We start from the raw sequence: 18,447 nt of genomic DNA, 5'->3' as shown, positions 1-18,447 counted from the left end.
CTGGACGGGTCAAACGCTTACTGCTGCATCGAATTGGCAGCGACCGCCCCAGCAGCGTTGCCGACACGGCCAAGCGCGAGTTGAAGGACACGCCGGTCCTCGGCCGGGACCGCGGCAAGGATTGATCGTGCCTGCGCCGGGTTCATCATCACTTCGGCCAGCTTGGCTTCCAGACGTTGCTGGCCCGCATCACGAAGATATTGCGCCGCCGCCCCGAACACGGGAATGCGCTCTGCTGCGCGACTGACCAGTCCACGTGAAAGCCTGTCATCGCCCATCAACCGTTCCGCGGTCTGCGAGTTGCCGCCGCTGCCGGCCGTGGCCGCAAAGCTGCGTCGCTGCAGGTCGTCCTGAATTGCGTTGATGGTCGCCATATCTTCGGGCTCCAGATAGCGGCTGGCCTCGGCCTTGTTGAAGCCTGTGGCTTTAGCAGCGACGCGATCCATATTGCTCGTTGCTTTTGAGAACTGCGCCGGGGTGAGCACCTTGCTGCCCGACACTGCATCGGGAACGGCGCCGCCGCGCTCCATCAACTCGCGACCAATTTGCATGCGTCCGATTGGGATCGACCCCTTGCGGAAGGCATCCAGGTACTGCGCGAACTCGGGCGACGCCGAAGCGAGCGCTTCGTCCAGCGACTCTTTCACCTTCAGCAGCTCACGCGAGCCTGCAAGCGCAGCGGCCGACTCACCGCCGTACTTTCCAGACAACATGTCGTCGATGGTCTTGCGCACGTTGTAGAGGACGGACAGGCGATTCTCCGCGACCTTCTCCGCACCCTTTTCTGCGCCAGGCGCGGTTCGCTGTAGCAGCGAGCCGATTCGCGATAGCCCGTCCTGCACCGCCGGCCGCCCTTCCGACTTCTCGGCCAGATCACGCAGGGCGTTCGCGACCGGCTTGGTGTCCACATTCTCGACTTCAAGCGCCCGCTCCAGCAGCGGCTTGGCACTGTCTCCGCGCTGACGCTTGGCGGCGGCGATCGCGGCATCGTCGCCCGCGAAGGCTGCGAGCGCATTGACGCGCGCATTGTTGTTGGCGCGGTCCAGGTCGCCCCACGAGCCACCCTTGCCCCGCAACAGGCGCTCAAGCCGCGCGACGCCGGGATCGAGCACTTCCTCGGCGAGGGTTCGTTGCACGCGACTGATGGCAGAGGGTGCGGCTTGCATGAGGCGCTCGGGCAATTCGGCCTCCGCTCGCAGCACCTGAGCGACACGCTCAGCGAGGGCATTTTGAGTCGGACGGCCGAGCATAGTGAGCAGCGCATTCTTGGTGCCCCGAGCCGTAGCACCGATGGCCCGGCCCAGCGCAGCACCGCCAGCACCAGCAACGCCGCCGAGCAGCGCGTTTGCGCCACGACTGTCCCCGGTCGCAACGGGCGTAAGCGCGCCAAGTGCTGCGCCCTGAAGCGCGGAGCCGCGGAGCGTGGCGGGCAACAAAGCCCTGCTACCGAGAGCCGCTAATGCATTGACGGCGCCACCACCCACGGTGCCGATTCCCCTCAACGTGCCCGCTGGCATCAGCAGCTGACTGATAAACCCGAGTCCTCCGCCGATCTTGCCCGCTCCCGTGTCCTTCAACGCCTCGTCGTACTTCTTGCGCTGGTCGATCTCGCTCTGAACCTTTTTTTCGTAACCGCTGGTGGCGTTCGTGAGTCCCTGCACGATTTCCTTTGCGAACTGGGGCGCAGGAAGGCCCGCGCCCTGAATCGCCTGGACACCACGTGTGTAGTCTGCAGCACCCTGACTAGCAAGCTGCCGAACTGCGTCCTTCGTGTCGACGTAGCTGGCACCAAAGCCTGCCGCGGCGTTGTCGAGAAAGGACTCGCCGTCTGTGGCCTTGACGTTGGGGTTGATCCCTGCGGCTTTGTAGCGCTCAGCCAACGATGGCGCCACGCGCACACTGACGTCGCTGAAGTCGGCTTCCGGCGCCGCCGACTGGTACTGCGTCCAAGGCCCGGACGCGGTCGGATCAGCGGCTGCGGACGGCTGCTGGTAGCGCTCCCACGGCCCTGCCATCAGAGGCGCTCCCAAGCGTTCGGATCAGCGGGATTGCCCCCGCGGAAGCGGTAGCCGTCTTGAACGGTGCCTGCGCGCGGCGCGGCCGGCGCCCGCGGAGCCGAGGGGCTTTGAGCGCCTGCGGCGTTCTGCGCAGCGTACTTCTCGTTGAGCTGCCGGATCGTTTGCAGAGCCGCCATGCGAACTTCGCGCGGCGAGCTCGGATTGGCGAGGTCACCAGCCATCTGCTCGTACATCTTAACGTCGGCGTTCGACTGCGGCCCTTCCATGCGCGGCATCTTCGACGTGAGTTGCCCCGCGATCGCTCGCAGCTGCGCGATCGCCTTGGCGCCTTCCGTGCCCGTGCCGCCCGCGCCGGCGATCGTATCGACCAGCGCGCCGGCCGAACTTCCGGTCGACTTCGGGATCAACTTTTCGGCCTCGCTGAGCAGAGTCAGCACCTGATTGGCATCGCGCGCGCGCGTACCCTGCTGGGCGCTGACCTCGGCCTGCGTCTTCGCCTGAGCCTGGGCCGCGGTCGTCGCCGCCTCGCGCCGCGTCACCTTCTCGGTCATCGCGTCGTAGTTGGCGAGATCGGCCTGATTCTTGGCCGCCTGCTTGGCGAACTCGATCTCGGCTGGGGTCTGGCTCACGCCGAGGCTGCCGCGACCAGCCGGTGCGCGTGCTCCCGGCGGAAGCTCCAGATGCACATGGTCGCCCTCGTCGATCGCTTCGAACCCTTGCTGGCGCGCAGCCTCGATGAAAGCCGCCCGCTGGGCCGCGGGCACGGCGAAATCGGCCGCCGTGCCGCGCAGGTGCTGACTGTTCGCGACGCCCCCCACCTCGCGGTTGTGCTGCGGCGTGCGGGTCGTGCTGGTGATCTGCGTGCCCGGGAACGAGTTACTGAGCGAGGCGAATGCTGTGTTGAGGTCCGCCGGCATCGTGATCGGCGAGCCGAGATTCGACGCGGACGAGCCGCCTGCCGGTGCGCCACCGGGATTCAACGACGCGCCACCCCCCAGCGGCGTGAATTCGCCGGTGGTCTCGTCGTAGACCTCCATCGTGCCGGTCCGAGGGTTCTGCCGGGCCCACCGCGTGCGGCCGTCGGCGCCCGTGATCTCCTTGAAGCCGAAGCCACCGGTTGCGGCGCGACCACGCATGCCGAGCGCGACCTGCGCGGCCTGCTGATACTCGGGCGTCCCCGGCGTGTACCCGGCGGCTCGCGCGGTCATGTCCAGTTCGCGGAAGCCGGACGGGCTTGCCTGCGCGCCCATCGAAGCCTGCACCAGCGCCTGCGCGGTTTGGTCGATCACCGACGCGGTCTCAGGCGTGTACGCGGGCGGCGCATCGGTCATGCCGAAGCGACGCATGGACGGGACCATCTGCTGATATAGGCCGGCGCGCATCTGAGCCGGGGCGTTGACCAGCGTGCGCGCCATGTTGAACAGCGTCTTGTTACGCCGTTCTTCCTCGCTGGCGGCATGCTGGCCGAAGGCTTGGCCGTACTCCAAGCCGGCGCCGGCCTTGACGCCTTCCATCTGGGCGAGCAGCGCGTTGCGATTCTCGTCCGGCGCGGTAAATGCCTGCTCGGACAGCGCGGAGAGCTGATTCTGCCGCTGCTCGCCCTGCCGCTGCAGGCGCTGGCGCGTGCCGAATTCCCAGCCCTGCTGCATCGCGCCCGGGATGTCGGGGAGTAGAAGTTGAGCCATGTTCGCTGCTCCCTTAGCCGTATCGGTACTTGGGGACCTGGACGGACGTGCTAGGCATGCTGATCTGCTGCCGCGTCACGGGTCCGATCTGGTTATTGCTGTAGGCGGACTGGCGGTTCGCCAGGTACTGACTGGCCGTGCCGGCCAAGCCCTGGAGCGCATTGCCGTAGATGTTCGCCTTGTTGGTCGCAGCATCCGAAGCGGCTTGGCCCTGGACGCCGTAGAGGCTCCCCATGGCGTTCGCGTTCTGCTGTCCCAATTGGCCGGCGCCAACCGCGGCGTTCTGCCCCATCTGGGCCAGGCCCATCAGGCTATTGCGGTAGCTGCCGAGCTGCTGAGCCGCCAGACCCTGGCCGAAGCGCAGCAGATCAGCGTCGGCGCCCCCGCTGCGCAAGCCGCCGCGCGCCGCCGCCGCGCGCATGAGCGCATTCGTACCCTGCTCCTGCGCGGCCTTGTAATCGGGCGCGTTGTAGAAGTCCGTGTAGTCGCCGTCGTTCACGGCCTGCAGACGCGCAAGCGAATTGCTGCCGGCGCCGAGGTAGGGGCTGATGTTCTGCTGAAACTGCTCGCGCGCATCGCGCTGCTCGTTGAGGCCGGCCTGCGCCGAATTCGACGCCGCGCGCGACGCATCCTTGGCGCCCTTGTTTGCCATCGCGGCGGCACCCAGCGTTGCAACGCCGCCGATCACTGCTGCGGTTACGACGCCCATGTCAGATCACCTTCGTGTAGGACGTTTCGGAGACCGCATAGCCGGCGCGCTCGTAGAGTACGGCCGCCTGCGGCGGGGAACTGGGCAACAACACCATCTGGATCGGAAGAACTCCGAATTCAGCCGCGGCAGGCTCGATCGCAGCGAGCAACGCCTTGCCTACGCCGTGTCCCTGCGCGGTGGGCGACGTCCACCACATGACCTCGTAGGCCCCGGTGTACGCGCGATTGAACATGAATGGCGCCACCACGAGACCGGCCATGCCGACCAGGGCGCCGCCGTCGTCGGCTACCAGCAAGATGCCGCTCTCCTGCATCGTGCGCGCGATCGCGGCGACAGATTCCGGGCAGAACGGGATGTGCGCCGAGTAGTGCGTCGACGGATAGAACTCACGCCCCATCTCGACAATCGCGGGAATGTCGGCCTCGGTGGCCTTTCGAATGTCCATCAGGTGCCTCGGAGATTGAAGAATGCGACCGCGATCAATCGACCGTCCTGGGGACCGGTGCCGAACGCAGCAAAGGGAAAGCGGCTGTGGAACAGCGCGCTTTCGTAGATGACGGCACGGTTGAACTTGAGCTCGGCGAGTTCTCGCTGCGACCAGGCTTCGGGGCGGTCCCAGTCACCGCATACGGCATGCCAGAGCGGCACGTCACCGGGTTCGATGCGGTGCTCGCCGGTCGCTTTGTGCGTCCAGAAGGCCGTGCCGCCCTCGCCGTCGCACAGGTACAGCACCAGCGCGTGCGTGCCGAATCCGATGTCGGAGTGAATCGCCGCGTTTGGCATCTCGCCGGCGAAGTTGAGCCGGAAGCCACTGAGCAGCATCTCGACCGGGCCCACCGCGGCCTCCAGCGCCGGCACGAGCCCCGGAACTTCGGTGACGCAGACCCGGCGGTACACCTCGCCATCGGGCGCAAGCACGTCCTGATAGGGGGCACCTAGCGCCAGTGCGCGAGCACCGGCGCCATCGGGCAAGAAGTCGTCAATGACGATCACGAGCGCGCCCCTGCGGCCTTCCACGAGGCGGCGATCAGATCGCGCTTCGCCGGGCTGCTCACCGAAACCTTCCAGACACGTTCGCGCGTCATGCCAAGTCGGCGCAATTCAACCGAGCGGCGGAACTCGCCGGCCTTGCCGATCGACACGATCGCCGGATTGCTCCAGTTGTGACCGCCGTCGTCGCTGTAGCTGATGCTGCAAAAGTGATCGGAGACGCCGACATCGACGCGGCCCACGTCGAACACCAGCAGGACTCCGTCGACCACCACGGGATTTCCGTCCGCATGGGTGACCGCGGTGACGCGCTCCGATACCAGCGGCGCACCGTCCTCGGTCATTTCGTCCCAGTCGAGTTGGTAGAGCTTCCCGTTAGAGAAATCGCCCCCGTACCACTGCCGACGCCACTTCGTGAGTGTATTGAGGCGCCAGCGCTTGAGACCATTCGACTGCCGGCGCGACCATTCCTGGGACAGCACGTCGAATTGCCAGGTGTGCCCATCGGGGAAGGTGAGAACGAACAGCTTGTGACCGCGGTCTTCGAAGGTCTGTGCAAACGCGTTCGACCAGTTCAGGCCCGCGATGGCCTGCTCGATTGCCGCAGTGCTGATCCGCTGCGGCGAGTTACCCACCAAGCGGTACACGTTGCCGTCGCTGCCCAGCCAATAGACGGAGTTGTCGAGCCGCGCGCGGGCGTGGGCCGATGCGCAGCCGACGTCCATGGTGACGCCGCGCACGCGCTGGAACGTGCCGGTGTCGGCGCCGGTGTTCTCAAAGAACTCTCCCGTGCGCTCGCCGAAGACCAACACCAGGTCGCCGACGACGATTGCGGTGACGATCTTGTCCGGCTGCGATTCGGCGTCTTGCCGGTCCAGCGTGCTGTACTGCGTCGCCTGGGTCAGGTCGCTGATGAACCAGAACCGCCCGAACGGGTCGACCCCGATGATGTAGCCGTCCATGAAGTCGGCGATGGGCGAGCCCGGGAACGCTTCGTCGGTGATCTGAGTCAGCGCACCAGCCACCGTGTTCCACACGTAGCCGGCTTGCCCGTTCACGATGACGATCTGATTGCCGTTCTCGATCTGGTTGTGCGCGAACGAGACGCGACCAACGCCGGGGATCGTGCCAATCGAGGCCGTGCTGCCATTGGTGTTGACGCGGTACAGCGTCCGCCCGGCAACCACCAGGAACAGCCCCTCTGCATCGTGCGCGCCGCGCACGGGCTTGTTCTGAGTTGTCGCGAACTGACGGAAGCCCGGTGCGCTGCGCAGCAGCCAATCGGACCGGCCACCGGGGCGCTCGGCCTGCAACGGCAGATAGTTCACCGTGTCCTGACACGAGAACGGCCGGGTGTCATCGGCATAGGCCCCGCCGACGATCTGAACGGGCTGCCACTGGCTCATCGGCGCGGCCACCCGGCAAGCGAATCGCAATAGCCGTCCGCTTCGCCCGCCGGAAGCATCGCCCCATGCCGCAAGGACGACACGCGCAGCGCGTCCCGCTGCAACGCCACGAGGTACTTTTCGGCGCCGTCCCTGACGTCGGGGTCAAGATCCACGCCGAAGCCCGGCCGGAGCACCACGGCCAGGCTGTAGCCGACGCCGAGTTCGGCCTCGGGCGGAAGCGGAAGCGTTTGCGTGACGTCGGTGACGTCGTTCCAGCCAAGGGCAAGCGTGTCCGCCTCCCATCGCCGCATCATCAGGTTGAGCATGCGCATGCCGTCGCGCGCGTCCTCGGCGCTCAGCGGTTGCCGCGGGTCCTGCACACGCAGATGACGCAGTGCGTCGCGGATGATGTCGGCGACGGTGCTCATTTAGGCGCCCTTCGCCTTGCCGCCGGCGTCCTTGCCCGGCTTGGCGTCGCTGGCTTCGGCTTCGACCGCCTTGCGCTGCTCGTTGGCCTCCTTCTCGGCCGCGCGCTTCTCGTCCTCGGCTTGCTTGAGCGCGGCAGCGATGCGCTCGGCTTCCTCGCGCGCGGCCTTGGCCGGATCTTCGCCGGCATCGAAATAGCCGTTCTCCCGCGCTTGGCGCTCGTCGGCCTCGGTCGTCGCGATGATGTTCGCCGCTTCGATGTCGCCACCGAGATACAGCATCTTGGGATATTCCAGGAACATGACGTCCTCCAAAAGAAACGGGGCACCCGAAGGCGCCCCGAATAGGTCACTGACGAAGTGGCCGGTTACTGCGCGATGCGCGCCGCGTGGATACCGCGCACGGCAGCGAAGCCGTACCAAGCATCGATACGGGTCGCACTCGACAGGTTCGAGAAGTCGCCACCGGTCTGCACCGTGAAGCGAATCCCGTTGTCATCGAACTGGTAGCCCTCCGAACCCGCGACCACCGGCGGCGCGGTGAACGCCGCGGTGAACGCATCGCGCTGGAACAGCAGGTTGTTGATGTACGACAGGCCCGCGGCGCCGACGAAGGTCAGGGCCGCCGAGTTGGCCGGCGACGCGTTGACCGTCTTGTTGGGCATCGCCGGCGTGATCGCCGGGTAGATCGGGATGCTCACGGTCGTGCCGGCCGAGGTCACATCGGCGGTCACCACGAACTGCTGCAGGTCCGGGTAGATGTCGCCGGTGAGCGGGTGGGTCTGATAGACGCCCGCGATGGTGAAGATCTGACCCTTCTTGAACGTGTCCGCCGCCGCGAGCCCGCCCACCAGCAGCGACGTACCGGTTTGGCTGGCGCCCGACACCGTCACGCCCGTGACCTTGTTGCCGTTGGTCAGGGTCGGCAGGTTGACGCACTCGTGCCAGTCGGCCTGATTCGCGCGGCCGATGTAGGACTCGCGGTACATCTTCGAGATGTCCGCCTGCGGGTTGAACAGTTGCTTGCTGGAGTCGATCAGCTCCGCATTGACGTCGGTGGAGATGAGCTGATCGCGCGGCGACGCCGGCGCCAACGCCTTTTGCAGCTTGCCGCGGGCCTGGGTGAAGATCTTCATGGTGCTCGGCACCGTGCCGGGCGTGCCGACCAGGTTCGGCGTGGCCAGGACGGCACGACGGATCAGATCGGCCTCGATCGTCGCGCACAGGCTGGACATCTGCGGCTTCATGACGCGCTCGCGGTAGTCCTTGCGACGCGGGTCGGTGGCGTCGAGCTTGAACACAGCCTCGTCGGCGGTGACGTTGACCGCGGTGTGCTTCTGCGTGTCGATCGACAGGTCGACCTGCTTTTCCTGCCAGTCGGCGACCGCGCCGCCGCCGGCCAGCACCACGCCGTCATACACCGGGCCGATGCCCGGAATCATGACCTTGACCGAGTTGCCGATCTTGAAGCCGTTGGGCGCCTTTGCGAATTCCTTCTCGCGGGCGCGGTTGATGCCCATCAGGAACGGGCAGGATTCCTCGATGATCGCCGCGACCTCGGCCGCGAAGATCTGCTGGGTGCTGAAAGTGTTAGCCATTTCGTTCTCCGATTACTTGCCCCGCGCCGCGCGGATCGCCGCGACACGCTCCGAATCGGTCAGGTCGGCTTCCGACTTCTTGACCGGTACGGATGCATGCACGGACGGCGGCGGCGGCGGTGCGTTGGTGGTTTGCTTGGGTTTTGGCGGCCTCGGCGCGGCGCCCTTGGCGGCGAGCTGAGCCTCGATGTGGCCGATCGCGAGCACCTGCTGCAGAGGCGCCAGCGCGGCGATGCGCGTGGCCTCCGCCGGGTTCTGACCCAGGTGGTAGGCGATCTGCGGGCCGATGTCCGACTGCGCGAGCGCGCCGGCCATCTGTGGGGTGACTTGCAGGTCGGGGTTCATCACGACGTCTTCGTAATCCGGCGTCGCCTCGGCGAAAGCCGCCTGGGCAGCCGCGAACCTGGCCTGAACTTGCTGTGCCGTTTCCAGCGCTTTGCCCTGCTGTTCCTTCGTGACCTCCTGCGTTCGCCGCCACTCGTAGACGGCGTCTTCGTAGGCGGCTTCGTCGAAGTCGAACTGATCGCGCGTCGGGCGCGGGCCGGCAGTCGTCGGCTGCTGCTGGGGCGGACTCTGCGGCGACTGCTGGCCCATGGCCTGCTGTCGCCAGTAATCACGCTCCTGCGCTGCCTGGTCTGCGGCACGGCGGGCCGCGTTGACGTCGCTCCAGCGCGGGCGCTTGGGATTGCGCGCGCCTTGCTGCTGGGCTTCGTCGTTGGTGTTGTCGTTCTCGGGTTGCTCGGCCTGCCCGTTTTCGGTCGCTGCGGTATCGATCGACTGCTGCTGATCGGTACTCGCCGCGTCCGGCACAGGCTTGCCCGCCTCCGTCGCCTGGGTGGCGACAGCCTCGGTTGCGTTCTCGGTGCTCATTTCGTCCTCTACTGATTGAGCCCGGGCGAACCCGGGTAGGGGTCGAACGCCGGGCCGTCTGCTGCTTGCGGCCAATCAGGCGTGTCGAGGTTTTGTTCGCCCATAAAAAAGCCCCCTTGCGGGGGCTCGTCGAACATCGGGCCGCTTGGATCGCCCTGGTCGGGCGGCGGCATGTCTTCGGGGCTGCCTGGCGGTAGCCCGGCGCTTGGCTGCTGCATCTGCAACTGCTGTAGCAGTTGCGGGAGCTGTGCGAGCAGCATCTGCGTCTCGACCTGCGTCTGCTCCGCGTCGGCGTTGGATTTGCGCGCCTGCGCGTCCTTGTACTTGGCGTCTGCAACGTCCTTCGGATTCGGCGGTGGCGGGGCTTCCGGCTCGTCCTTCGGGTCCGGCTTCATCAGGCCGTTCTGCACCAGTAGCTGTTTCAAGCCGGCGAGAACCGGCTCGATACCCGGCATGTCCTGATTGAGCAGTGCTCCGTACAGCGCCAGCAGCGCGGCCGGGCCGCCACCGTTCGCCAATTGCATGAGCGCGTCGGCCGCTTCCTGACGCATCGTCGTGTAGCTCGGGCCGGCTTGGCAGACCACGTCATATTTCGCCTGAGACAGGTCGTTGATCGTGACCCACTGCTGCGACTCGTCGTCGAAGACCTGCTGGTTGATCGTGACGTAGCTCTCGGTGTCGTCCGGCCCGAGGATGCGCACCATGCGCTCGGTGTCGATGATCTTCGGTAGCACATCCACGAGGATTTCGCCGACGAATCGGATGCCGCGCGACAGGTTGTCGGAGTAGTCGAAGTTGGCGACATCACCCTCGCGCTGCAACGCCACGATGGCGCGGCCGCTCTGCTGACCCTTGCGGACACCCATCGACGGGTCGTGCTGGCCGGTGACGGCCTTGATGTCGTCGCTGTCGATCTGCGCCAGTTGCAGCATGGCCGACGGGAAGGCCGGCGGCTGTTCGCGCATCGGACGCCCGCCCGGTGCCTTCGGGTCGAAGTTGTAGGGGAGCGCCGGCGCGTTCGCTTCGCTCATCTTCTCCCACACAGCCTCGTAACCCTGCACCATCGCCGCGGTGTAGAGCAGCGGCGACTTGGGTTGCTCGGCGACAATTTCGATCATCGACGTGCGATTGAAGTTGTACTGGCGCTGGGCATCCTTCGAAGGCCGGATCATGCCGCTCCAGTGCTCCTTGCCGTCGATATTCACCAGGTCGCCCCAGACCGGCACGAGCGGTATCCACTTTCCCGGCCACGGCGTCGGGCCTTCCAACACCTCGTTGCCCGAGACGATCGATACCTTCACCGCCCAGGCGTCGACGACGCGCTCACTTTTCTTGGTGATCGGCTCCGACATGGTGCCGTCGGGCAGCTGCTGCGGCTGCGCCAGCTCGTCGGCGATCTTGTCGTACTTGTCGCCGTCGATCACGCGACCGTCGGAGAGCTGCACGACGCGCTTCTTGACCGGGTCGCGCTCCCAATACTCGCAGATGCGGATATCGTCCTGGCCCCACCAATCGGGACCGCCATACACCTCGCAGCCCTGGAAACTCACGGGCTGCGCGTCGGGCCAGCGCTCCTTGAATTCCTTGCGCGAGATGCGATCGGGCACGAAGGCGAACCGACCATCGCGCTTGTCAGTCTCCTTGGCGCTCGGGTCGAAGTGGATGCCGAAGGGGTTGCGGACCTCTCGGATGCGGGCGTCGAGTTCGAACGTGTCGTCGTCCGCGTACTCGGTCGTAACGCGAATCACGCCGAAGCCGGCGTTGGTGGCGAAGAATCCAGCGGTATCGTAAGCCTGATCCGCGTGACTCGCGGCCTCGATGCTGCGAATCAGTCCTTGCATGATCTTGCCGGCCTCGGCCGTGCCCTGCTTCGTCGCCTTGACCTTGATCTGCGGGCGATTCTGGCGCAGGTCATTGGTGATCTGCTTGGAGTGCTGGCGGACCTTGTTGAACTCGTAGCAAGGGCGGCCGGCGCGCTGGCGCACGGCGCGCTGGCGGGGGTCCCACTGCTCGCCTGGGATGAAGCCGAAGCGCAGATCATCCACAGCGGCCGTGCGCAGTGTCGAATCGAAGCTCACGGACTGCGAGAAACGCTCCCGCATGGCCATCATCGCGTCGGTCGATTTGTCGTTGTCGTTGCTCATCGGCTGAACTCAGATTTGAAATTCAGGGCGCGAGCGGTCTGATTTAGCGCGGCGAAGCGCAGCATCATGATCGCGTAGCGAGTCGCGCTGAGAAGATCGTCGTTGAGCTTCACGATTCGGCCCTTGTCGCGGTGATAGAGACGGAACTCGTCGAACCAGTCGGCGAGGTGCGCAAAAACTTTCAATCGACCGGTTTGCATGCGATCGAGCATGTCGATCACACCCGCCTCGACGCCGTTCCCGCCGTCTTCGAAGGTCGCGCGCTCATCGAGCATGTTCAGTTGCTGGTCGCGGTACTGCTTGGCGAGCTCCTCGCCGCTGCCCTTGTCGTGCTGCAGGCCGTCGTGCGGCCATGCCCACGGCAGCCATGAACCCCAAGGGCGAAGTGCGGCCGCATGAGTGACCGGCGTCGCCTCGCGCTCTCGGTAGGTGTTCGTGACGTAAATGCAGTCCGAATCGCGATCCCAGGCGATTTTCACGGCGCCGAACGGATGATCCCAACCGAAGTCGAGACCACCGATCTGCGGCCAGTGCGCCGGGATCGCGAACGAGTCGACCTTGATGCTCTCGTCGCTGACTGGAAAGATGCGGCCCGATCCGAGAGACGGCGTACCCATCGTGCGCGCCTCGCGTTCGTGCGCGGGGTAGCTGGCGATGATCTTCGCCTTCTGCTCCGCGCTGTAGTGGTCTACGTCGTGGATGGTCATGTTGACCATGCCGACGTCAGGGTATTGATCGCGCTCGCGCCAGAAGCGCGAAGCGATCGCCGTCATGCCTTTCAGCAGCGTGCAAGTGACCAGGATCGGCCCGAACGTGACGTTCGTTCGGGTGAGCCCTTCCAGGTAGATGTCTTCGGGCGGTTCCTCGTCGAACCAAATGCCGTCGACGGTGTCCGCCTGCCACTTGCCGCGCCCCTGATCGTAGGACTTGAGGCTGATGCGGCTTACTTCGCCGCTCGCGTGCCTGATCTTGGCCGTGTCGATCAGGTCATTGACGTGCCGCGACCACGAAATCGAAATGATCGCGTCCTGCGGGATCATCCCTGTGCCGGCGTTCTTGCGGGCATCGTCGCCGAACAGCAGGCGCTGCACACCGCGGCGCGTCAGCTCGCCCGACTCGGAGCCGGCCAGCCACGAATTGCCGCGGTTGAACCGCAAGCCTTCCCAGTTGTCCGGATACCGGCCTGTGAGGTGAATCGCCACCTCGCCCGATGCCGCGAGCGTTTTGCCGAGCTGGTTGCCGGCGCTGAGCATGCGCTCGCGCTTCTCGCAGCCCAGCGCGTGCCATAGCGCCTGTTTCGCGTATGGGACGTAGTCCCGCAACCGATTCGTGCGCTTACGCCTGTCCCGCTCCTCCAGCAGCGCGACAAGCTCGCGCTTTTGCACCATCGACAGCGTGGCGTTCACGCATCGACCACGATCACCGCGGGGCCAGCCGCCAGTTGCGCGTCACCGAAGTACGGACCGTCGACGACTTCGATCTCGAACAGCTGGACGTAGATCTCGCCGTTGTCGAGGGTTGCCTCGCAGCGAATAGGCGAAATTCCGCGATTGCGCGCCTGAATCATCACGCGCACATCGCGGCCCTCGATCGACCCCGCCGACATGGTGACCGAGTAGGTCCGGTCCAAGCGCCACTCAGCGCGCGTGATCGTGCGCCCCAGCGGGATCGCGCCATTGAAGGCGGCGATCAGGCAGCGCTTTTCGTTCGGAGCCAAGCGCGATCGGTGGATGCGCGTCCGGTCGTAGGCCGAAGCGTAAGCGCGGGTGACGCGGCCGAGTTCCTGGCAGGTTTCAGCCGGCGGCGCGACGTCCTCGATCTCGACCAACATCTGCCACGACTCGTTGCGCGAGGTCTCGCTGCCGGTGCCGGGGAAGTAATCGATCTTGCGGCCCGTGCCGGTGACCGGATTCGGGATGAACTCGTCGGCGGTCTCCCCGGCGTCGCCGTTGACCACGTCGGCGGTGCTGGAGTCGGCCCGCGTGAACCGGAAGCTGCTGGGGCCTTCGCCGAAGCCCTGGCCGATGCTGGTGTACGGCAGCGGCGTGATGCGGACGCTGTAGTCGACGCTACCGTCACCCAGGACCAACGACCAATCCGGGTCGAACGCCACACCGTCGACGGTCGTCTGCACCGTGCTGCCGATGATCGCCACGTCGGTCGAGCCGTCCAGCACGAAGGAAACGCCGCTATCGGCAAGCGGTAGCCAGGTCATGCGAACTCCCCGCCGGATTCTTCGGCCATGAGCTTGCGCAAGCGTTCCTCGATCTGCTCATCGCTCAGCGAGCTGATGCCACCGGAGTGCTCCAGCTGCACCCTGTCGCCGTAGCGGCGCGAGTCCCACTTTGCCAGCAGCTTGAGATCGGTTTCGATAATCAGCTTGTCGCGCTGCACATCACCGGACGAATCGCCGCCGTCCTTCGACTTCTTGCCCCGCGCGGTCGCCCTCACTCGGTTGGCGATCGCATCGAAACCTTCGGATCGCGCTGAAAGAAATGCGGTGTCGAATTCAGGATGCGCTGCCCGCCAATCGCTGATGGTGCGGACGGCCGGCATGCCCTTGTCACGGCAGATGTCGGCCAAGGTCTCGCCAGTTCCAAGGCGCGCGGCAATCTTGTCGGCGAGCGCCTTGGTGTAGGTCGACGGCTTCATCAGCGCACCTGGCCCGCCTGCTGCAGCTTGCGCAGGCACCGGCGCTCGGTGCGCCAGGCGATGCGGTCGCTGGTGGCGATGCCGAGCACGCGATTACCCCAGGCGCGCAGGTTCGCGATGTAGGCGTCGGTCACCGTCTTCGGCGCGGTCGGCTCGTTTGGGTACACGCCGGCAGGCTCCTCGATGCAGTCAGTCACGCGCGGCGGCGTTGGCGGCGTCGATAGCCGGCTGAAGGCTTGGCAGCCCGACAGGCATGCGGCAATCACCATGCAGCACCACAGTGCGTATCGCGGTTTCGCGGTCATTGGTCTCGATCTCGCTTGCCGCGGCGTCCTCGCGACCCTCTTGCTTGGTTTCGGCTGCAATGTCCGTTGCCTGCCGTTCGGCGCCGGCGGCGCGCTTTTGCTCATTGGCGATAGCGATCCGCGCGGCCGACTCCATCTCGGCGCGGCAGCGCTGGCTTGCTCCTGCGAGGCGCCATGCCAGGAACCCGTTGCCGACGGCTGAGAGCGCCAGCGCGATCAGCAGGTAGCCGGTCAGAGTCAGCCTCATGTGGTTTTGCCCGGGTTGAATGGCGGCGGCGTCAGGCCGGCATCGCGCATCAGCCCTTCCAGGTTCCAGATGTGCTCGACCAGCTTGCGCGAATGGCTGCGTTCCTCGGCCAGCTCAGCGCGGACCGAGCGCATATCGGCCTCGAGCGTCGTCACCCGCTCCTTGAGCAGGTTGTAGACGGTCTGCTGAGCGTCGGCGACGGTAGCTGAAGCGTTCGACTCGGCCACGTCCGCGCGTGTCTGCGCCTCGGTGGTCTTCTTGCGCTGCCAAGCGGCCCAAATACCGCCGGCGAGGACGCCGACCGAGCCGATCGCGGTGCCGACCGCAGCCCAGTCGATGGCCGCGACGGTCTGGGCGGCGCTCATGCCGGATACCTGTCGGCCGGCAGTTCGAAGTGCGGCCGGTCCGGCGTCTTCGTCCACTTGCCGCCCCAGGTGATCGGCACCTTCAGCTCGGCGGCCGCGGTGAGCATCGCCTCGGCGATCCGCGGCCATAGACCGCGCTTACCGTTGTCGTCCCAGTCGATGCCGCCGTCGCGCCAGGGCGCCAGGTCCACGGCGAACCCGCCGACGTGGCGGCTGTTGAGCGTCCAGGTCACCTTCGGGCCGGGCTTGGTTCGGCCCTGCGCGTACAGCGCGGCCTGCTCGGCCGGCGTCCGGTTGCCCTGCGTCACGATGAAGTCGACCGTGGTCAACTCGATCGCGCGCTCGACGACGCGGCGCAAGTCGGGATGCACGCCGGCGAGCCGCTCGCGGCTTTTGGCAGAGAGCTGGAAGGGCATCGTGGGCTCCAGAAACGCGAAAGCCCCGCGATCGCTCGCAGGGCTTGGGATGGGTGCCGGTCTTTCCCGGCTTGTCAGTCGCTCCGTTCTCAGCCGTCCCCGATCAAAGGGATGGGCGGAGCGAATTCGAAACTACTCTGTCGCTGGTAGAGGCATCGTTGGGATCGGCTCAGCACCGTCTCGCCAACCAATTTCGCGCTTTGATGGGAGCGGCGGAGAAACAATCTCTCCGGTTCGATAGTCGACTAGCGCCACCTCACTCTGCCCCGTCCAGCACCACGCGGTGGTAGTGGATTTCTCGGTGTAAGCGCGGAATACAGGCAATCCCAGAATGTTGGCGCACTTCAGGAGCTTCTTGGGTCCTAAGCCATGGACACTCATCGAGCCGCCATATCGAGCGAAAGGTCGCAGCGTTGACGTCGAAGGGTGCGAGGGGTGTCAGCGATGGTCATGGGGTCGTCGACTGTTGTGAAGCCCCGGGAGTGGGCGGCGGGCGCCTCACTTGTGGCATCCCCCGGTTCTCATGCTGGTTACGGGTCCAGCGCCACGATGCCGGTGGCTGATTTCCTAGGGTCATCGCGCTCTTTGCTGGCCGCGAGGACAATTCTTGACGATGCGCGCTTTTTACGCCCGAGTGACGTCACTCGTCAAGGGGCGAGCCTGGCGAGCATCCAGGTTCGGGCGGTGCGCAGCTCGTCGCGGTAGCGCTTGAGGCCGGTGGCGATGTTGACGTTGGCGGTGACGACGTCGGTCTTTTCGAGCTGGGTCAGGCCCCGGACTTGGTACTGGACGCGCAGGCACTCGGCCGGCAGCGGGTCGTGCCGGCGCAGGGCCAGCCAGGCGTCTTGCACGCGTTCGAGTTCGGCAGTGAACAGCGGTGAGTACCGCGGCGCCTCAGTGTGGCGATGCCGAGTCTCCCGGGCCGGCACCGGATCGCAGGCCCATGACGGGGTGAGTGATATCGCGCCATCGGCGCCGGCCGCGGCGAAGGCGTGCATCAGGGCGCGGCGGTCGAAACCCGCGCGGTCCAGGCTGGACAGGCGCCGGGTCGCAACCTCGCGCGTCCCTGGCGCGAACTGCATGCCGCGCGCCGTTGGGCTGTCGCCGGTCGGGCTGCGATCCTCGTCCCACTCTGCGCCGCGCCGCTCACCGTAAGCGCGGCCCCAGGCGTGCAGGAGTTCGTCGAGGTCTTCGGGGGTCAAGGTGCCCTCCGCTTCGCGGTCAGGTCGGCTTCGATCCTGGCGAGCGCGTCGGCGCCGGCTCGGGCGTAGGCCGCTCGTGCCCGCTTCTCCTGCTGGCTCTGCTGTGCGGCACTCTCCGCGCACATCGCGGCCATCGCGAGGGCCTCCAGCGGACGTAGCACCGCACGCACAAACGCCCAGCAAAGGACGAATCCGATGAACAGGGCTAACAGCGTCATGCTGCTACCTCCCCGAACAGCACCGGCGCGACCAGCGAGCGCTGCAGCGGCTCGATCGTGACCTCGACGCGACCGTCGCCGTCGGGCTCACAGCGAATCAGCTCGATCCGGCGCAGCTGCCTATCGTCGACCCAGGCGATTCCGTTGAGCGCGTCGCTCAGCACCTTCTCGGCGTTGCCCAGGTCGATGCAGCGGACGTCGTCATCCCAGCAGTCGGGATTCTTGCGCGCGCGCTTCGCCCAGTCCTGCGGCCGCTGCGGGTAGAGGCGCAGGACTAGGGCAACGCGGCCGTCGAGCGGGGTACGAAGGCCGGCCATACGAGCGATGTTCGCCACGTCGGCGCGGAACTGCTTCGCTTCCTTGGTCACGTAAGTGATCGCGCGGCCGCGGATGGTCGTCGTCGCCCAGTACCGGTTCGCGCTGATCGGGTACGGCAGAACGAGGGTGATGGCGCTCATCGCTGCGGCTCCAGCACGACCACCGGCGCGGGACGCATACAAACCCAATCCCCGCCGCGGAGCTGATACGGCATCGCACCGGCCGCAAAGCACGTTGCGGTGAATTGTTTTCCTCGCCGGTAATCATTGATGCCCGACCACGCCGCGAGCGCCATAACGCCAACCGCCACAGCCACGGTCAGGAATGGGAAAGAAGACGCGACGATATTCGCCAGCGAGCACAGGACAGCTCCGGCGATCTGCTTGGCGCGGTGGAATCGAGTCATGGGCGGTTGCTCCGGTTGGTGCCGCACGCGCGCATGCGCGATGCCGGCGGATTGGTGGCTGTGCGGGTCCGCACAGGGGCGTCAAACAGGTGGTCGACGTCGGCGTGCGGGAACACGCATTCGGGAATCGGGCCGTAGAAGGCGCTGACGGCCTCGCGGCGAGCGCCGAGGCGCCAGCCGGTGCCGCTGGAGTGCCAGCGCAGGAAGCGCGGCAGGTCGCCTGCGACGGTGCTGGTCATGACCGCGTACAGGCCGGCGGTGGTCGGCGTCTCGGGCGCAAAGTGCCAGCTCATCGCCACTGCCTTTCGAGCGGTCGCGCGCGCGGCGCCGGCGGCGGCATGCGCTCGTGCGAATAGGCCCGGTGTGCGTGGCTGATCATCGACCAGGCCGTCGCACTGGACACGCCGGCATAAGCGGCAATCTCCTGCGCGTTGCAGCCCGCCTTGAGCAGTTCGAACACGTCGCGATCGCTCAGGTCCGGGCGCAAG

At 66.3% G+C, this 18,447-nt stretch carries 24 protein-coding genes; all 24 read right to left on the bottom strand.

The annotated features are described in order from the left end of the window. Positions 1–17 precede the first annotated feature (17 nt). Positions 18–2,015: a hypothetical protein gene (locus KME82_RS11460; protein WP_215498615.1), complete on the bottom strand. Its 1,998-nt coding sequence runs from the start codon at positions 2,013–2,015 to the stop codon at positions 18–20. Beyond that, positions 2,015–3,703, bottom strand: coding sequence for a D-Ala-D-Ala carboxypeptidase family metallohydrolase (locus tag KME82_RS11455; RefSeq protein ID WP_215498614.1), 1,689 nt, complete (start codon positions 3,701–3,703; stop codon positions 2,015–2,017). The genes KME82_RS11460 and KME82_RS11455 overlap by 1 nt, the downstream gene beginning before the upstream one ends. Positions 3,704–3,716: 13 nt before the next feature. After that, complete coding sequence (locus KME82_RS11450; RefSeq protein ID WP_215498613.1) at positions 3,717–4,412, bottom strand: hypothetical protein; 696 nt, start codon at positions 4,410–4,412, stop codon at positions 3,717–3,719. Between the two features lies 1 nt (position 4,413). Beyond that, positions 4,414–4,860, bottom strand: a complete 447-nt coding sequence (locus KME82_RS11445) for a GNAT family N-acetyltransferase (protein ID WP_215498612.1) — start codon at positions 4,858–4,860, stop codon at positions 4,414–4,416. Then, positions 4,860–5,408: a DUF6445 family protein gene (locus KME82_RS11440; protein ID WP_215498611.1), complete on the bottom strand. Its 549-nt coding sequence runs from the start codon at positions 5,406–5,408 to the stop codon at positions 4,860–4,862. Before KME82_RS11440 ends, KME82_RS11445 begins: the two co-directional genes overlap by 1 nt. Then, entirely contained in the window at positions 5,405–6,811 is a 1,407-nt protein-coding gene (locus KME82_RS11435; RefSeq protein ID WP_215498610.1) for a packaged DNA stabilization protein, read from the bottom strand. The genes KME82_RS11440 and KME82_RS11435 overlap by 4 nt, the downstream gene beginning before the upstream one ends. Continuing rightward, positions 6,808–7,221 (bottom strand): hypothetical protein, encoded by a 414-nt coding sequence (locus tag KME82_RS11430; RefSeq protein WP_215498609.1) that lies wholly within the window; start codon positions 7,219–7,221, stop codon positions 6,808–6,810. The genes KME82_RS11435 and KME82_RS11430 overlap by 4 nt, the downstream gene beginning before the upstream one ends. Continuing rightward, the gene (locus KME82_RS11425) at positions 7,222–7,521 is read right to left on the bottom strand and encodes a hypothetical protein (protein WP_215498608.1); all 300 of its coding nucleotides are present in this window, start codon (positions 7,519–7,521) and stop codon (positions 7,222–7,224) included. Between the two features lie 65 nt (positions 7,522–7,586). Then, on the bottom strand, positions 7,587–8,816 hold the full coding sequence (locus KME82_RS11420) for a P22 phage major capsid protein family protein (RefSeq protein WP_215498607.1): 1,230 nt from the start codon (positions 8,814–8,816) through the stop codon (positions 7,587–7,589). A 12-nt stretch (positions 8,817–8,828) separates the two neighbouring features. Further along, positions 8,829–9,686 carry a hypothetical protein gene (locus KME82_RS11415; RefSeq protein ID WP_215498606.1) on the bottom strand — a complete coding sequence of 286 codons (858 nt, stop codon included), beginning with the start codon at positions 9,684–9,686 and terminating at the stop codon, positions 8,829–8,831. Between the two features lie 8 nt (positions 9,687–9,694). Further along, on the bottom strand, positions 9,695–11,830 hold the full coding sequence (locus KME82_RS11410) for a portal protein (protein ID WP_215498605.1): 2,136 nt from the start codon (positions 11,828–11,830) through the stop codon (positions 9,695–9,697). Then, positions 11,827–13,236: a terminase large subunit domain-containing protein gene (locus tag KME82_RS11405; RefSeq protein WP_252255702.1), complete on the bottom strand. Its 1,410-nt coding sequence runs from the start codon at positions 13,234–13,236 to the stop codon at positions 11,827–11,829. The genes KME82_RS11410 and KME82_RS11405 overlap by 4 nt, the downstream gene beginning before the upstream one ends. Further along, positions 13,233–13,985, bottom strand: coding sequence for a hypothetical protein (locus KME82_RS11400; protein WP_215498604.1), 753 nt, complete (start codon positions 13,983–13,985; stop codon positions 13,233–13,235). The genes KME82_RS11405 and KME82_RS11400 overlap by 4 nt, the downstream gene beginning before the upstream one ends. A 56-nt stretch (positions 13,986–14,041) precedes the next feature. Beyond that, the gene (locus KME82_RS11395) at positions 14,042–14,482 is read right to left on the bottom strand and encodes a hypothetical protein (protein ID WP_215498603.1); all 441 of its coding nucleotides are present in this window, start codon (positions 14,480–14,482) and stop codon (positions 14,042–14,044) included. Further along, positions 14,482–14,649, bottom strand: coding sequence for a hypothetical protein (locus KME82_RS11390; protein WP_215498602.1), 168 nt, complete (start codon positions 14,647–14,649; stop codon positions 14,482–14,484). The genes KME82_RS11395 and KME82_RS11390 overlap by 1 nt, the downstream gene beginning before the upstream one ends. Before the next feature lie 22 nt (positions 14,650–14,671). Next, entirely contained in the window at positions 14,672–15,034 is a 363-nt protein-coding gene (locus KME82_RS11385; protein ID WP_215498601.1) for a hypothetical protein, read from the bottom strand. After that, positions 15,031–15,399 carry a hypothetical protein gene (locus tag KME82_RS11380; protein WP_215498600.1) on the bottom strand — a complete coding sequence of 123 codons (369 nt, stop codon included), beginning with the start codon at positions 15,397–15,399 and terminating at the stop codon, positions 15,031–15,033. Before KME82_RS11380 ends, KME82_RS11385 begins: the two co-directional genes overlap by 4 nt. After that, positions 15,396–15,815, bottom strand: coding sequence for a M15 family metallopeptidase (locus tag KME82_RS11375; RefSeq protein WP_215498599.1), 420 nt, complete (start codon positions 15,813–15,815; stop codon positions 15,396–15,398). Before KME82_RS11375 ends, KME82_RS11380 begins: the two co-directional genes overlap by 4 nt. 647 nt (positions 15,816–16,462) lie before the next feature. Further along, positions 16,463–17,017, bottom strand: coding sequence for a hypothetical protein (locus KME82_RS11370; protein WP_215498598.1), 555 nt, complete (start codon positions 17,015–17,017; stop codon positions 16,463–16,465). Beyond that, positions 17,014–17,235 carry a hypothetical protein gene (locus KME82_RS11365; RefSeq protein WP_215498597.1) on the bottom strand — a complete coding sequence of 74 codons (222 nt, stop codon included), beginning with the start codon at positions 17,233–17,235 and terminating at the stop codon, positions 17,014–17,016. The genes KME82_RS11370 and KME82_RS11365 overlap by 4 nt, the downstream gene beginning before the upstream one ends. Beyond that, the gene (locus KME82_RS11360) at positions 17,232–17,693 is read right to left on the bottom strand and encodes a RusA family crossover junction endodeoxyribonuclease (protein ID WP_215498596.1); all 462 of its coding nucleotides are present in this window, start codon (positions 17,691–17,693) and stop codon (positions 17,232–17,234) included. The genes KME82_RS11365 and KME82_RS11360 overlap by 4 nt, the downstream gene beginning before the upstream one ends. Then, the gene (locus KME82_RS11355) at positions 17,690–17,959 is read right to left on the bottom strand and encodes a hypothetical protein (RefSeq protein WP_215498595.1); all 270 of its coding nucleotides are present in this window, start codon (positions 17,957–17,959) and stop codon (positions 17,690–17,692) included. Before KME82_RS11355 ends, KME82_RS11360 begins: the two co-directional genes overlap by 4 nt. After that, positions 17,956–18,252: a hypothetical protein gene (locus tag KME82_RS11350; RefSeq protein WP_215498594.1), complete on the bottom strand. Its 297-nt coding sequence runs from the start codon at positions 18,250–18,252 to the stop codon at positions 17,956–17,958. The genes KME82_RS11355 and KME82_RS11350 overlap by 4 nt, the downstream gene beginning before the upstream one ends. After that, a complete protein-coding gene (locus KME82_RS11345; RefSeq protein WP_215498593.1) occupies positions 18,249–18,446 on the bottom strand; it encodes a hypothetical protein in 198 nt (65 codons plus the stop codon). The genes KME82_RS11350 and KME82_RS11345 overlap by 4 nt, the downstream gene beginning before the upstream one ends. Between the last annotated feature and the right edge of the window lies 1 nt (position 18,447).

Origin of the sequence: Lysobacter capsici (assembly GCF_018732085.1) — a bacterium.
GTDB lineage: Bacteria > Pseudomonadota > Gammaproteobacteria > Xanthomonadales > Xanthomonadaceae > Lysobacter > Lysobacter capsici_A.
Note: the sequence above shows the minus strand (reverse complement) of the source record. Positions and strands in the feature narration are given on the sequence as shown.

What these genes read in the sequence shown, in the direction of transcription:
- KME82_RS11380 (WP_215498600.1), bottom strand. Translation starts at nt 15,399, where the DNA reads ATGAGCGCCGCCCAGACCGTCGCGGCCATCGACTGGGCTGCGGTCGGC.
- KME82_RS11355 (WP_215498595.1), bottom strand. Translation starts at nt 17,959, where the DNA reads ATGACTCGATTCCACCGCGCCAAGCAGATCGCCGGAGCTGTCCTGTGC.
- KME82_RS11460 (WP_215498615.1), bottom strand. Translation starts at nt 2,015, where the DNA reads ATGGCAGGGCCGTGGGAGCGCTACCAGCAGCCGTCCGCAGCCGCTGAT.
- KME82_RS11410 (WP_215498605.1), bottom strand. Translation starts at nt 11,830, where the DNA reads ATGAGCAACGACAACGACAAATCGACCGACGCGATGATGGCCATGCGG.
- KME82_RS11360 (WP_215498596.1), bottom strand. Translation starts at nt 17,693, where the DNA reads ATGAGCGCCATCACCCTCGTTCTGCCGTACCCGATCAGCGCGAACCGG.
- KME82_RS11375 (WP_215498599.1), bottom strand. Translation starts at nt 15,815, where the DNA reads ATGCCCTTCCAGCTCTCTGCCAAAAGCCGCGAGCGGCTCGCCGGCGTG.
- KME82_RS11350 (WP_215498594.1), bottom strand. Translation starts at nt 18,252, where the DNA reads ATGAGCTGGCACTTTGCGCCCGAGACGCCGACCACCGCCGGCCTGTAC.
- KME82_RS11395 (WP_215498603.1), bottom strand. Translation starts at nt 14,482, where the DNA reads ATGAAGCCGTCGACCTACACCAAGGCGCTCGCCGACAAGATTGCCGCG.
- KME82_RS11435 (WP_215498610.1), bottom strand. Translation starts at nt 6,811, where the DNA reads ATGAGCCAGTGGCAGCCCGTTCAGATCGTCGGCGGGGCCTATGCCGAT.
- KME82_RS11425 (WP_215498608.1), bottom strand. Translation starts at nt 7,521, where the DNA reads ATGTTCCTGGAATATCCCAAGATGCTGTATCTCGGTGGCGACATCGAA.
- KME82_RS11430 (WP_215498609.1), bottom strand. Translation starts at nt 7,221, where the DNA reads ATGAGCACCGTCGCCGACATCATCCGCGACGCACTGCGTCATCTGCGT.
- KME82_RS11385 (WP_215498601.1), bottom strand. Translation starts at nt 15,034, where the DNA reads ATGAGGCTGACTCTGACCGGCTACCTGCTGATCGCGCTGGCGCTCTCA.
- KME82_RS11365 (WP_215498597.1), bottom strand. Translation starts at nt 17,235, where the DNA reads ATGACGCTGTTAGCCCTGTTCATCGGATTCGTCCTTTGCTGGGCGTTT.
- KME82_RS11445 (WP_215498612.1), bottom strand. Translation starts at nt 4,860, where the DNA reads ATGGACATTCGAAAGGCCACCGAGGCCGACATTCCCGCGATTGTCGAG.
- KME82_RS11415 (WP_215498606.1), bottom strand. Translation starts at nt 9,686, where the DNA reads ATGAGCACCGAGAACGCAACCGAGGCTGTCGCCACCCAGGCGACGGAG.
- KME82_RS11420 (WP_215498607.1), bottom strand. Translation starts at nt 8,816, where the DNA reads ATGGCTAACACTTTCAGCACCCAGCAGATCTTCGCGGCCGAGGTCGCG.
- KME82_RS11450 (WP_215498613.1), bottom strand. Translation starts at nt 4,412, where the DNA reads ATGGGCGTCGTAACCGCAGCAGTGATCGGCGGCGTTGCAACGCTGGGT.
- KME82_RS11455 (WP_215498614.1), bottom strand. Translation starts at nt 3,703, where the DNA reads ATGGCTCAACTTCTACTCCCCGACATCCCGGGCGCGATGCAGCAGGGC.